The sequence below is a fragment of the Pseudomonas sp. LY-1 genome (assembly GCF_053502595.1).
Window position 1 is genome coordinate 3,999,796 of the sequence record NZ_CP094353.1, and the last position, 13,853, is coordinate 4,013,648.

Here is a 13,853-nt window from a genome sequence, read left to right on the forward strand (position 1 = left end):
ACTAAATTAGAAGCAAGGAGAAACACCATGAAACCTCAAATGGCTCTGAAACCAATGGTTTTCGCTCTGGCCGCGCTGATGGCTGCTGCTGCACAAGCAAATGGTGGTGGCTGGCATCCGGCCCCTCAACCCACCGGGGTTGTGGCCGCTGTTGTGACAGACGTACAAAATAGCGCTGGCAACAAGTTCGACGACACCAAAACCGAAAACAACGCTTCGGCCGATGGCTCGGTAAACAGCAACAGTGGTAACACTGGGGTCAACGTCCAGGCTGGCAGTGGCAACCAAGCAGACAACTCTGCTGCCATCTCCAGCGCCAAAGGCGACTTCGCGTCGGTATTCGCCGTGGTCGATGTCAATCAAAACAGCTTGCTGAACACCTACTCCAACAAAGGCACGCAAAACAACGCCTCCTTGGACAAATCGCTTAACAGCAACTCTGGCAACCTGGGTTACAACGGCCAGGCCGGTCAAGGCAACCAGGGTAAAAACAACATGGCAATCACTACCGCTGACGGCAATAACATCGCGGCAGCGGCCAACACCGAGCAAAACTCGCTCGGCAACAGCTACCTGAACGCTGCTGCTACCAGCCACGGTTATGGCTATGGCTATGGCGGCAAACCTCAGTATGTGTCCAACAACTCGAGCCTCGACAGCTCGGTTAACAGCAACTCCGGCAACGTAGGCGTAAACCTGCAGTCGGGCTTGGGCAACCAAAGCAGCAACAGCCTGTCCATCGGTCAGGGTTGCAGCAGCTGCGCCAGCGGCGTTCGCTTCTGATCCAACGGGGCCTTGGCAACAAGGCCCTTTTTTATTCCAGTGTCCAACAGGTCATTCGATCATGCGCCTCGCGACCCTCACCCTCCTGATGTTGCTCACCGGCCCAACATGGGCAGGCACGATGGCGATCTCCGCCATGCCCGGCGGTGCAGTCATCTATAAAAAGGTCGAGAGTATCCGTGAGCGTCGGTTCGCCAACCTGGTGGAACAGAAAACCGATTTCAGCTGCGGTGCTGCGGCACTTGCCACCATCCTGCGCCAAGCCTACTGGCTGGACGTCGACGAAGAACACATCATCAAAGGCATGCTGGTCAACGCCGACCAGAACCTGGTACGCACCCAGGGTTTTTCCATGCTGGATATGAAGCGCTATCTCGAAAGCATCGGCATGCGTGCCCGGGGCTACAAGATCGCACCAGACACTCTGGTGACCGTGAAGATCCCTGTGGTGGTGCTGCTGGAAATCCGGGGCTACAAGCACTTCGTGGTGATGCAACGCGCAGACAAGGACTGGGTATACATCGGCGACCCGGTGCTGGGCCACAAACGCTATTCGCGCGACGATTTCGTCAAGGGTTGGAATGGCATCGTATTTGCGGTGTTGGGCGAAGGTTATGACAAGGCCAATGTCCTGCTTGACCCGCCTACCCCTCTCAGTGCCAAGAACAAACTGAATGAATTCAGACCCGTGGGCGATGCCGAGCTGATGGACTTCGGTTTTATCCAAAGCGACTTCTTCTAAGAAGCGCCATTAGGGGCAGGAAGCTCCAGGAGCGAGAGATGAACACTTCCCGTTGGCTGACGGTCTTGTGTCTGGCAGCCTCAATGCCCGCTTATGCTTCATCGGGGTTCAAGCCTATCGAACTGAAAGACTCGGAAATGGCCGAGTTGCGTGGTCGTTATGTGATGCCGGGGCGGATCATCAGCTTCGGCATCGTCATGAGCAGCACCTGGACCAACTCGGTGGGTGACTCGATCACCGGCAAAGCCAGCATGCAGATCGACAAAGCGACCATCACCCCGCAGTTTTACGTACAGACCGTCGGCGTCAAAGGCACGGGCACCAACCAGACCACAGGCACCGGTTCGGTAGTCGGCGGCGCGGGCCTGGGCAGCGGCCAAGGCGTGACCCAAAGCGTGCGTGCGGCCGGCGATGGCAACACCGCTTACAACAATGTCGGCATCAACGTCACCGAAAACGGCCTCGCACCGGGCAACCTGGTGCAATCAGGCCAGGTGCTGGTCGCCGGAGGCGTGGTCACCGGCAGCAGTGCGGCAGGCGATGTTGCCGTTTCGGCCAGGAACGGTGGCTTGCAAATGGCCATTCAGGCCAATAACAACCAGGGCAACAGCCTTCAACAGATCGGTGCTGGCAATGTACTGCAAGGTACGGTGCTTACCGGCAACACGAATTTTGTCAACAATATGACCCAGCTCAACATTGTCATGGGCAACAGCCTGAACAATGGCGCGCTGAACTGCAATCTTGACCAACTCAAAGGCCTACGCACTCTCGGATATTGAACTACGCTGAGCCTCGACACTTTACGCATTAAAAAAGGACGGCTTATTTCATGCATCGATCGCTATCATTACGTGCGGTTGTTTGTTTAAGTACGCTCTTACCTGCGTCCATGTTGTATGCCGCGCCGGACGCCGATATCGAGACGCTCAAACAAGAACTCTTGGAACTCAAACAGCGTTACGACGTGCAGCAAAAGGCCCTGGCGGTGCTGGAACAACGGGTGCGCCAGGTCGAAGACCAGCCGGCGACTCCAGCGCCCAAACGTCTGGCAAAATCCCCGTCGGACTTCAAAAAAGGTGGGACCACCGTCGCAGGTACAGGCGCGGCAGCTGCCTCCGGGGGAGCGGGTGGCGGCGGCAGTTCCTATGGGCAGTCGCTTAAGGACGACTCGGCGCCTGCGCAAAGCGTCAGCAACCTTTACAACGAAGCCAGCGGCTTCTTCGGCAACGGCAAATTCAGCTTCGAAACCGGCATAACTTATGCGCGCTACGACGCCCGTCAGTTGACCGTCAACGGTTTCCTCGCTCTGGACTCGATTTTCCTGGGTAATATCAACCTTGACCGAATCAAGGCGGATAACTGGACGCTGGACCTGACCGGACGCTACAACGTCGATAACCGCTGGCAATTCGACGTCAACGTGCCAGTGGTCTACCGCGAGTCCACCTACCAATCCGGCGGTGCCGGCAACAATGCCCAGGCCACGTCGGAAGCGTCAGTGACCCGCGACCCGACCATCGGCGATGTCAACTTCGGTGTCGCTTACAAGTTCCTCGACGAAACCGCCAACTTGCCGGATGCAGTCGTGTCGGTGCGGGTCAAGGCGCCAACGGGTAAAGAGCCGTTTGGCATCAAACTGGTCAAGCAAACCACCAACGACAACCTCTACGTGCCGGAAAGCCTGCCCACCGGCAATGGCGTCTGGTCGGTCACGCCGGGCATTTCCCTGGTCAAGACGTTCGACCCGGCGGTGTTGTTTGGCTCGCTCTCCTATACCCATAACTTCGAGGACTCATTTGACGATATCAGCAGTGACGTGAATCAGAAGGTCGGCGGCAAAGTCCGCCTGGGTGACAGCTTCCAGTTCGGCGTCGGTGTCGCCTTCGCCCTCAACGAGAAGATGAGTATGTCGTTCTCGGTTTCCGACCTGGTCCAACGCAAGAGCAAGCTCAAGCCAGACGGCGGGGATTGGCAATCGGTGGTCTCCAGCGACGCCAACGCCGGTTACTTCAACGTGGGCATGACCATCGCGGCGTCGGATAACCTGACGATCGTGCCGAACCTGGCCATTGGCATGACGGATGATGCGCCGGACTTCACCTTCAGCCTGAAATTCCCGTACTACTTCTAAACCGCGCACAGGGAAAAGCCCCGCAACGATAAGGGTCGTTGCGGGGCTTTTCGGTTTACCCGCCCTAGCGGATCTGGTGTTTGTGCAACAACCGGTAAAACGTCGGCCGGGAAATCCCCAGCACACGGGCCGCGACACTCAGGTTGTCGCTGTGCCGGTTGAGCACATCGCACAGCGCCTGGCGTTCGGCGCGGTGTTTATAGTCTTCCAGTGTAGCCATCGGCGACGAAATTGCCTGCTGACTCTGCAAACCCAGATCAACGGCTTCGATTTGCCGCCCTTCGGCCAGCACCAGGCCTCGGCGCACGCGGTTGGCCAGCTCACGCACATTGCCCGGCCAAGGGTGGTGCCCCATGGCCACCAGGGCGTCTTCGCTGAAGCTGCGGGGGCGGCGCCCGGTTTCCTGGCTGTAGAAGCGCGCAAAGTGGTTGGCCAGCATGGCGACGTCACCGTGGCGCTCGCGCAACGGCGCCGTGACTACTTGCAGCACATTCAAACGGTAATACAAGTCTTCACGAAACGTACCCTTCGCCACGGCCGCTTCCAGGTCGACGTGGGTCGCCGCCAGCACTCGCACATCCACCGGGATCGGCTGGCTGCCGCCGACGCGTTCGATCTGTTTTTCCTGCAGGAATCGCAGCAGGTTGGCCTGCAGCTCCATCGGCAAATCGCCGATCTCATCAAGAAACAACGTGCCGCCATTGGCCGCTTCGATCCGCCCGATCTTACGCTGGTGGGCGCCGGTAAACGCGCCCTTTTCGTGGCCAAACAGTTCGGATTGGATCAGGTGTTCCGGGATCGCGCCGCAGTTGATCGCGACAAACGGCTTGGCATGGCGCTGGGATTGGCGGTGCAGGGTTTTGGCCACCAGCTCTTTGCCGGTGCCGCTGTCGCCGCGGATCAGGACCGGGGACTCGGTGGGCGCCAATTTGGACAATAACTTGCGCAGCTCGCGGATCGGTCGGCTGTCGCCCAGCAGTTCATGTTCAGGCTCGTCCACCGCGGTGTAGCCCTTGCCCCGCAGCCGTGCCATGCCAAAGGCGCGGCCGAGGGTGACCTGCACCCTGGACACATCGAACGGCAAGGTATGGAAGTCAAAAAACCATTCGCAGACAAAATCGCCGACATTCTGCAAGCGCAACACCTCTTGGGTGAGCACCGCGATCCACTCGGTGCCGCTGCGGCTGATCAGTTCCTTGACGGCTTCGGGCCGCTCCAGGTGATACGGCTGCAAGCGCAGCAAGCCGACATCGCAGGATCGCTCCCCCACGGCCGCCAACGTACAACTGTCCACCTCCCACCCCGCCGCACGCAAACCCGGTAACAACTCATAGCAGTCATCACAGGGGTCGACCACGAGCAAGCGGCGCTGCACAGGTGTAACAATCATGACTATTCCTTGGCGCCAGAATTGCTAAAGTTATTTATAAACAAAGGTTTGTGACGCCCGGCAATTACAGTATCAAAATCTTGACAGTTGCCTTGTATCGTTTTGCTATATGTCTTGGCAAAAAGCCACTCGACCGTCACATCCCAGCAAAAAAGTTGTACCTGCCGAATCGCGTATTCAGCTTTCAAAACAGCCGCTTACATGACGTCAATCACAGAAAGTTGAAAATTGTTGCTCTAACATGTGACCCGTACCCCGCCATCGCGCATCAGTACAAGTAACTCGCCGCACGGTCAGCCCAGCCGACGGCACTCACTTGATTGGGCATTTAGAGAGAAGACCCACATGAACGCCCCGCTCCGCATCAACGAAGCTCTTTTGATCGCAGACCGTGCCTTCCAACCCTTCCAGTGCGTGGCCTGGCACGATGGCAACGGTGCCCTCAGCCTGAGCGTCATCGACCGCACCAATACCCGCATCGGCACTAAACAACTGTCGTCGAGCGCGTATACCGACCCGGCACAACTGGAAGATTTGTTGTTGCAGGCGCGCGCCGAGCTCGATAAAGATGGCTACCAGTTGCAGTCCTGGGCCATGCCGAAGTAATCCGAAACTGCAACTTGCGAGCACCGTGTTGTAAAAGACAGGGCTCGCAAGTTCAGTATTAAACGCCGATGGTCTAACTTGGCGTATCGAACACTTTGTGTGGCACCTTGAGAATAAACCGCTCGATCGCTTGCGCCGCACCGTCTTCGAGATTGCTGCCGGTGACCACATCGGCCTGGCGCTTGACGGGCTCTTCAGCCTGCCCCATGGCAATCGACAATCCGGCCACATGAAACATTGCCGGGTCGTTGCCACCATCGCCGATCACTGCGGTCTGTGCCAACGGCACTCCGAGGTGCGCGGCCAAGGCTTTCAAGGCCTCGCCTTTGTTGGCTTTCATGGCGGTCACATCCAGGTAGATCGGTTGCGAACGCGAGACCTGGGCCAAGCCCTGCACCTTGGGCTGCAATTGCGCTTCCAGCTCCATCAATAATTGCGTGTTGCGACTGGCGGCGACGATCTTGTCGACCCGATCCAGGTACGGTTCAAAACTCTCCACCACCAGCGGCCCATAACCCAAGCCAGCGGTTTCAACCGCCACCATGGGCCCAGGCGGATCGCGCCGCAGCCATTCACCATCGGCAAACAGCCAGACTTCCACGTCCGGCTCGCCGGAAAACAGCGCCAACGCCACCAGCGCCGCCTCCGCCGGCAGCCTGTGCGCGACCAGCACGCTGCCGTCAGGGTTGACCAGTGTGCCGCCATTGAAGCCCGCCACCGGCACGTCGATGCCAAACGCTTCGACCATGTGCATCATGGCCTTGGGCGGACGCCCGCTGGCCAGGCTGAATAACACGCCGGCTTCACGCAAGGCGCGAACCGTTGAAAGGGTGCGTTGGGTCGGGGTGTGATCCGGGCGCAACAAAGTGCCGTCCATATCACTCAACACAAACCGGATGGGATGCTTCGCAGTATCACTCATCCGAGCGAGTGCCAGGCACGGCCATCGCGGGCCAGCAACGCATCGGCCGCCGCCGGACCATCTTCACCGGCCTTGTAGGCCTGGATCCCGTCGTCTTCCTTCCACGCATCGAGAAACGGCTGCACCGCACGCCAGCCGTTTTCGATGTTGTCGGCGCGCTGGAACAGGGTCTGGTCGCCGGTCATGCAGTCGTAGATCAAGGTTTCGTAACCCGTCGACGGCTGCATTTCGAAGAAGTCTTCGTAGGCAAACCCCAACTCAATGTTGGCCATGTCCAAGGTCGGCCCAGGCCTTTTCGCCAGCAGGTCGAACCACATGCCTTCGTTGGGCTGGATCTGGATCTTGAGGAACGTGGGCCGCAGCTCATTCACTTCGGTGTCGCGGAACTGCGCATAAGGCGCCGGCTTGAAGCAGATCACGATCTCGGTATCGCGAATGCTCATGCGTTTGCCGGTGCGCAGATAGAACGGCACACCCACCCAGCGCCAGTTGTCGATCATCACTTTCAGGGCGACAAACGTTTCGGTGCTGCTGTCGGGCGCGACGTTGGCCTCGTCGCGATAACCGGGAACCGGCTTGCCACCAATCTCTCCGGCGCTGTACTGGCCACGCACCGAATTGGCCCGCGCATCCTCTGCGGACCAAGGGCGCACGGCACCGATCACCTTGGCCTTTTCACCCCTCACAGCGTCGGCACCAAACGCCGCCGGCGGTTCCATGGCGACCATTGCCAGCAGTTGGAACAGGTGATTAGGCACCATGTCACGCAGGGTGCCGGTTTTTTCGAAGAAATTGCCCCGGGTTTCCACGCCGACGGTTTCGGCGGCGGTGATCTGTACGTGGTCGATGTAATGGTTGTTCCAGAACGCCTCGAACAGCACGTTGGAGAAACGGCTGATCAGGATGTTCTGTACCGTTTCCTTGCCCAGGTAATGGTCGATGCGATAGATCTGCTTCTCGCTCATCACTTTGAGCAAACAGGCGTTCAAGGCTTCGGCGGTGGCCAGGTCGGAACCGAACGGCTTTTCGATCACCACGCGGCGGAAGTGATCGTCGCTCTCCGTCAACAAACCGGCACTGCCCAGGCGCTGCACCACGTCACTGAAGAAGCGCGGCGCGGTGGCCAGGTAGAACACCGCATTGCCGGTGCCGCTGTCGGCGATTTTTTCGGCGATGTCCGCGTAGGTGCTGTCGTCGAGGAAATCACCCTCGACGTAGCTGATACCTTTGGCCAACTGCGCCCACAGCTGTGGGTCCAGTGCGTTGTCGGCATTGCCCTTGACCTTGCTCGCGGCTTCGGTGCGAATGAAGTCCTCGAGTTTCTTGGCAAAGTCGGCATCGCTGATGGCGTTGTGATCAACGCCGACAATGCGCAAGCCCTCGCCCAGCAGCCCGTCACGACTCAGGTTGTACAGCGCCGGCATAAGCAGGCGCTTGACCAGGTCGCCATGGGCACCAAACAGAAACAGTGTGGTGGGAGGAGCGGGTTCGGCCTTGGGTTTCTTGCCGTTGGCGGTCATTTTTTGGACGTCTCCACGTGACCACCGAAGCCAAAGCGCATGGCAGACAACATCTTGTCACCGTAGGTGCTCTGCTGGCGCGAGCGGAAACGCGCAAACAACGACGTGGACAGCACCGGCACCGGCACGGCTTGTTCCATGGCGGCTTCGATGGTCCAACGGCCTTCGCCGCTGTCGGCAACCGAGCCGGAGTAGCCCTCGAGTTTCGGGTCGGTGGCCAGGGCGTCGGCAGTCAGGTCCAGCAGCCAGGACGACACCACGCTGCCACGACGCCAGACTTCGGCGATATCGGCAACATTCAGGTCGAAACGTTGGTCTTCTGCGAGGTTTTCCGAGTTTTTGGTCTTGAGGATGTCAAAGCCTTCGGCAAACGCCTGCATCATCCCGTACTCGATACCGTTGTGAATCATCTTCACGAAGTGCCCCGAACCTGCAGGGCCGGCATGAATGTAACCGTGCTCGGCGCGGGGGTCTGCGGCGGCCGAGCGGTCCTTGGTACGCGGGATGGAACCCAGGCCCGGCGCCAGGCTGGCGAAGATCGGATCAAGGCGCTGCACGGTCGCGGCGTCGCCGCCGATCATCATGCAGTAGCCACGCTCCAGGCCCCAGACGCCGCCCGAGGTGCCGACGTCGACGTAGTGCAGGCCTTTTTCCGACAGGGCCTTGGCACGACGCACGTCGTCCTTGTAGTTGGTGTTGCCGCCGTCGATGATCACGTCACCGTGGTCCAGCAGGTCGCTCAGTTCATTGATGGTGTTTTCGGTGGGGTCGCCTGCCGGCAACATCACCCACACGGCGCGAGGCTTCTGCAGCCCGGCGACCAGCGCCTTCAAATCGGCAACGCCGGTGGCGCCCTCTTCGCTCAGGCCTTTGACAAATGCTTCGTTACGGTCGTAAACAACGGTGGTATGCCCATTGAGCATCAGGCGCCGCGCAATGTTACCGCCCATGCGGCCTAGTCCAATAATCCCCAGTTGCATGTGCTGATGCTCCTAACTACTAAAAAATGTGTGACATAGTTTATAGCGCAATGAGGCTAATGAGGGTTAGTTCAGAGCGGATCGGTATAGTTTCATGAGAAAAAGTAGCCAGCATTTCACCATTACCGCCGCAAAAGTCACACGACCGCCAAAAATAAAAAAGTTCCCTTGATACATAAAAGAATTCAGAATTGCTTCCGACTGATGCCCAGAACCTCCAATCATGCGTTCTGGCACCGCGATCTACCGGCTATTTGCGAGGTAAGCAATGAGCACAGCACAGATGACCCGCCCGCCACAGACCCTCTACGTCAGCATCCGTCGCGACGAGTTGCGCCAATTGAAGGCCGAACGCGACCAACTGCAACAGGAAGTCTTGCGCCTGCGCTCGCACCTGCAAGGCCAGCTGGATCAGCCTTCCAGCACACAGCCCGCCCTCTGCTGAGCGGTTTTGTAAGGTAACTCCTACAAAAAACTCACAAAGTTTTCACATCTCCTTCACGATACTCGCGCCCGAAGGGCCGCCTTACACAAGGGCGGCCTCTGCTGCGTGCGTCCCTGCGCGTCAGCTGAAAAATTATCGGGTTGGAGCGCTGGATGGCGATGTTCAAACGCAGCACTACGTCTGCGAAAGGTTTTGATTGGGCCGGCCTGGGTTGGCTGTTCCTGTTCTTCTGGTACTTCTCGGGTATTACCCAACTGCTGATTCAACTGACCGGTACTTCCGGTTTCAGTGGCTTTCGCCAAGCCTTCTTCATGAGTGCGTTGTGGTTGGCGCCGATGTTGTTATTCCCGCGCCGTACTCGCCTGCTGGCCGCCTTGATCGGAGTGGTGCTGTGGGCTTGCTCCATGGCCAGCCTGGGTTATTTCTTCATCTATCAGCAGGAATTCTCCCAGAGCGTCATCTTCATCATGTTCGAGTCGAACATTTCTGAAGCGGGCGAATACGCCACCCAATATTTCGCCTGGTGGATCGTGCTGGCATTCATTGCCCACACCGCCTTCGCCATCTTTCTGTGGACGCGCTTGCGCCCGGTTTACCTGCCTCGCGGCCAGTCGATACTGGCAGCGGTAGCCATTGTGCTGGCCGTCGTCGGCTACCCGTTGGTCAAGCAGATCGCCACGAGCGAAACCATGGAACTGGCCATCGACCGCTTTGAAACCCGCATCGAGCCGGCTGTGCCGTGGCAGATGATCGTCGCCTACCGCCGCTACACCGAGCAACTGGACAACATGCAAGGCATGCTGACCAGCGCCAGCCAGATCCCGCCGTTGAAAAACCTCAAGGACAGCATGGCCGGCCAGCCTTCGACCCTGGTGCTGGTGATCGGCGAGTCCACCAACCGCCAACGCATGAGCCTCTATGGCTACCCGCGCAATACCACGCCGGAGCTGGACAAGCTGCGTGACCAGTTGGCCGTGTTCGACAACGTCATCACCCCGCGCCCCTACACCATTGAAGCGCTGCAACAGGTGCTGACCTTCGCCGACGAAGAGAACCCGGACCTGTACCTCAAGACGCCGTCGATTGTCAGCGTGATGAAACAGGCCGGTTACAAGACCTTCTGGATCACCAACCAGCAGACCATGACCAAGCGCAACACCATGCTCACGACCTTTTCCGAACAGGCCGACGAGCAGGTCTACCTGAACAACAACCGCAACCAGAACGCCCGCCAATACGACGGTGACGTGCTGGCGCCATTCGCCAAGGCCCTGACCGACCCCGCCGAGCGCAAGCTCATCGTGGTCCACCTGCTGGGCACGCACATGAGCTACCAGTACCGCTATCCGCCAACCTTCGAGAAGTTCACCGATCGCCAGGGTGTTCCGGACGCTATCACCGATGCCCAGTTGCCGATCTACAACAGCTACGACAACGCCGTGCTGTACAACGACTTCGTGGTGTCGAGCCTGATCAAGGACTACGCCAAGACCGACCCCAACGGTTTCCTGCTGTACCTGTCGGACCACGGTGAAGACGTATTCGACTCCGCCGGCCACACCACCCTGGGCCGCAACGAAGGCAAGCCGACGGCGCCGATGTACACCATCCCGTTCATGGCCTACGCCTCACCGAAATGGCGCGAAACCCACGACTGGAAATTTGCCGGCGACCTGCAACGGCCCTACAGCAGCTCGCAGCTGATCCACACCTGGGCCGACTTGGCCGGCCTGAATTTCGATGAGCTGGACCACAGCAAAAGCCTGGTCAGCGACAGTTTCAAACCGCGCCCGTTGTTGATCGGCAACCCCTATGAGCGCCAGCAGAAAGCGCTGATCGACTTTAGCCTGATCAAACCGAAGACGGCCGAAAACGACGGCGTGGCACTCAAGTAAATACCGCCTTGTAACAGAACGATAACAATCATTCTCGTTTACACCTAAAGTTCCACGCCTCCTTTCGTCTTTGAGCCAAGGCCTTTTCATACTGAGAAGGCCGCAAAGACGACAAGGAGTCTTCCGCGATGTTCGCGCCCTTTACCCGTTCCATGACCGTTACCCTCGGCCTGTTCAGCCTGGCGCTGAGCCCGGAACTGCTGGCTGAAACCGACCCCGAACAGACACCCGCCACCGCCCTGGAGCTGGGCAGCACCCACATCAGCGCCGAAGGCCTGGGCGCCAATACCGAGCATACCGGGGCCTATACCACCGGCTCGATGAGTACCGCCACCCGGTTGAACCTGTCGATCAAGCAAACGCCTCAATCCATTTCGGTGGTCACCCGCCAACAGATGGACGATTTCAATCTCAATACCCTGACCGACGCTTTGCGCCAGACCACCGGCGTGACGGTCCAGCATCTGGATTCGGACCGGGCCGGGTATTCCTCCAGGGGTTATTCGATCAATAACTTCCAGGTGGACGGCATGCTCAATACGTTCGGGCGCATGAAGTCCGACTCGGACACCATCATCTACGACCGTATCGAAGTAGTACGCGGCGCCACCGGCCTGACGACCGGCGCCGGCGACCCCTCGGCGACCGTCAACATGATCCGCAAGCGCCCGACCGCGCAGTGGCAAGCCAAGACCGGCGTCAGCGGCGCCAGCCATGACAACTACTACAGCTACCTGGATGTGGGCGGCCCGCTGGCCTTTGACGGACGGCTGCGCGGGCGCACGGTGATGGCTTACCGTGACAGCCAATCCTTTCGCGACAACTACGCGCTGCAACGGGAAGTCGGCTACGGCATTCTGGAGGCCGACCTGACGGACGACACCATGGTAGCCGTCGGCTTCGACTACCAGAACAAGCATGTGCAAGGCAGCTCCTGGGGCACCCTGCCCTACTGGAACAGCGACGGCAGCAAGGCCCGCCTGTCGCGCTCGGCCAACCTCGCGGCCGACTGGAGCTCCTGGCCCCTGAAGGACAAGACCACCTTCGCCTCCATCGATCACACGCTGGCGACGGACTGGCGCCTGAAAGCCGCCTACACCCATCGGCAAAGCGATACCGACGGCAAGGTATATTACGGCGGCGCCGGTTTTCCGAATGCCGATGGCAGCGGCATGACGGCCTGGACCAACCAGATGGTCGGCACCTCGAAAATGGATGTGGTCGACTTCAACCTGGCCGGCACCTACGCGCTGTTGGGGCGCGAGCATGCGTTGATGCTGGGTTATGGCGAATCCGAGCAGCGCGACACGTCACCCTTCCAACGTTTTGCAACGCCCCAAGGCTACGAGACCATCGAAGACTGGAAACACATGGGCGGCATCGGCAAGTTCCCCGACCGCACCACCGGCCTCAAGGGCGAACACAGCAGCAAAAAACAAAAGGCCGGCTACCTCGCCACACGCTTGAGCTTGACCGACACGCTGCATGCGGTACTGGGCAGCCGCTATGGCAGCTGGGAAATCGAAAGCGCCTCGCCCACGTACAACCTCGACAATCAATTGACCGCCTCAAGCAAATCCAGCCAGACCCACACAGACATGTGGACACCTTACGCGGGCCTGCTCTACGACCTGACACCGGAATACACGGTGTACGCCAGCTACACCGACATCTTCAACCCGCAGGACGAGCGCAACGCCAGCAAGCAATACCTCGAACCAGTGGTTGGCAGTAACTACGAAATCGGCCTCAAGGGCAGCCTGCTCAACGAACGCTTGAACCTGGCCACCGCGTATTTCTGGAGCACCCAGGATAACGTCGCCGAACTCGACAATGCGGCCCCGCCGGACCCGATCACCCGCGAGCAGTTCTACAAATCCGGTGGCAAGGGCAACAAGGTGCAGGGCTTTGAAGTGGAGGTGTCCGGCGAAGTCATGCCGGACTGGAACCTCACGGCGGGCTACACCTACACCCATTCGCTCAACGGCGATAAACAACGCAACAACACTGGCCAGCCGATGAATATGCTGAAGGTGTCGACAGCCTATCGTTTACCGGGCGAATGGCGCGGGTTGACGGTGGGCGGCGCGGTGAACTGGCAGAGCGACTTCTACGACTTCGCCGAGCGGCCGATCGGCGGCCGGGACCAAGAGGGTTACCTGCTCACCGAATCCACCAAGATCACCCAACAGGCCTATACCGTGGTCAACCTGATGTCGCGCTACCAGTTCGACGAGCATGTTTCGGCTTCGATTAACGTCAATAATCTATTCGATGAAAAATATTATGAACGCGTCGGTTTTTATAATGGCGTGTACTGGGGCGACCCGCGCTCGATAACCTTGGCTCTCGACTGGAAACTCTAACCGCCCTCCGCCGAAGTTAACAACATTGTTAACTTCGGGAGTTCTCCACGTTAATACCCACTTAATAAGC

At 58.9% G+C, this 13,853-nt stretch carries 12 protein-coding genes; 8 read left to right on the plus strand and 4 right to left on the minus strand.

What is annotated here, in order from left to right; genetic code table 11:
- Positions 1-27: 27 nt before the first annotated feature.
- From MOQ67_RS18195 to MOQ67_RS18210, 4 genes are all read left to right on the plus strand, one after another.
- Positions 28-783, plus strand: coding sequence for a hypothetical protein (locus MOQ67_RS18195; protein WP_046483704.1), 756 nt, complete (start codon positions 28-30; stop codon positions 781-783).
- 61 nt (positions 784-844) lie between these two features.
- Entirely contained in the window at positions 845-1,525 is a 681-nt protein-coding gene (locus tag MOQ67_RS18200) for a C39 family peptidase (RefSeq protein WP_017848391.1), read from the plus strand.
- 38 nt (positions 1,526-1,563) lie between these two features.
- Positions 1,564-2,307 carry a hypothetical protein gene (locus MOQ67_RS18205; RefSeq protein WP_046483706.1) on the plus strand — a complete coding sequence of 248 codons (744 nt, stop codon included), beginning with the start codon at positions 1,564-1,566 and terminating at the stop codon, positions 2,305-2,307.
- Positions 2,308-2,357: 50 nt separating this feature from the next.
- Positions 2,358-3,659: a hypothetical protein gene (locus MOQ67_RS18210; RefSeq protein WP_026140201.1), complete on the plus strand. Its 1,302-nt coding sequence runs from the start codon at positions 2,358-2,360 to the stop codon at positions 3,657-3,659.
- A 64-nt stretch (positions 3,660-3,723) separates the two neighbouring features.
- Here MOQ67_RS18210 and MOQ67_RS18215 read toward each other — a convergent pair whose 3' ends face one another.
- A complete protein-coding gene (locus MOQ67_RS18215; RefSeq protein ID WP_017848388.1) occupies positions 3,724-5,049 on the minus strand; it encodes a sigma-54 dependent transcriptional regulator in 1,326 nt (441 codons plus the stop codon).
- 345 nt (positions 5,050-5,394) lie between these two features.
- On the opposite strand from MOQ67_RS18215, the gene MOQ67_RS18220 reads away from it, so the two are divergent.
- Positions 5,395-5,655: a hypothetical protein gene (locus tag MOQ67_RS18220; RefSeq protein ID WP_017848387.1), complete on the plus strand. Its 261-nt coding sequence runs from the start codon at positions 5,395-5,397 to the stop codon at positions 5,653-5,655.
- A gap of 73 nt (positions 5,656-5,728) precedes the next feature.
- Here MOQ67_RS18220 and MOQ67_RS18225 read toward each other — a convergent pair whose 3' ends face one another.
- The 3 genes from MOQ67_RS18225 to gnd are packed head-to-tail and all read right to left on the minus strand — an operon-like array spanning position 5,729 to position 9,077.
- Positions 5,729-6,577, minus strand: coding sequence for a Cof-type HAD-IIB family hydrolase (locus tag MOQ67_RS18225; protein WP_057005230.1), 849 nt, complete (start codon positions 6,575-6,577; stop codon positions 5,729-5,731).
- Positions 6,574-8,097 carry a glucose-6-phosphate dehydrogenase gene (gene zwf / locus MOQ67_RS18230; protein ID WP_046483711.1) on the minus strand — a complete coding sequence of 508 codons (1,524 nt, stop codon included), beginning with the start codon at positions 8,095-8,097 and terminating at the stop codon, positions 6,574-6,576. Before zwf ends, MOQ67_RS18225 begins: the two co-directional genes overlap by 4 nt.
- Positions 8,094-9,077: a phosphogluconate dehydrogenase (NAD(+)-dependent, decarboxylating) gene (gene gnd / locus MOQ67_RS18235; RefSeq protein ID WP_017848384.1), complete on the minus strand. Its 984-nt coding sequence runs from the start codon at positions 9,075-9,077 to the stop codon at positions 8,094-8,096. The genes zwf and gnd overlap by 4 nt, the downstream gene beginning before the upstream one ends.
- A 268-nt stretch (positions 9,078-9,345) precedes the next feature.
- Here gnd and MOQ67_RS18240 point away from each other — a divergent pair, with 268 nt between their 5' ends.
- From MOQ67_RS18240 to MOQ67_RS18250, 3 genes are all read left to right on the plus strand, one after another.
- Positions 9,346-9,522: a DUF6026 family protein gene (locus tag MOQ67_RS18240; RefSeq protein WP_155678519.1), complete on the plus strand. Its 177-nt coding sequence runs from the start codon at positions 9,346-9,348 to the stop codon at positions 9,520-9,522.
- A 152-nt stretch (positions 9,523-9,674) separates the two neighbouring features.
- Complete coding sequence (locus MOQ67_RS18245) at positions 9,675-11,417, plus strand: phosphoethanolamine transferase CptA (RefSeq protein WP_017848382.1); 1,743 nt, start codon at positions 9,675-9,677, stop codon at positions 11,415-11,417.
- Between the two features lie 128 nt (positions 11,418-11,545).
- Complete coding sequence (locus tag MOQ67_RS18250; protein WP_198717858.1) at positions 11,546-13,783, plus strand: TonB-dependent siderophore receptor; 2,238 nt, start codon at positions 11,546-11,548, stop codon at positions 13,781-13,783.
- Positions 13,784-13,853: the final 70 nt, after the last annotated feature.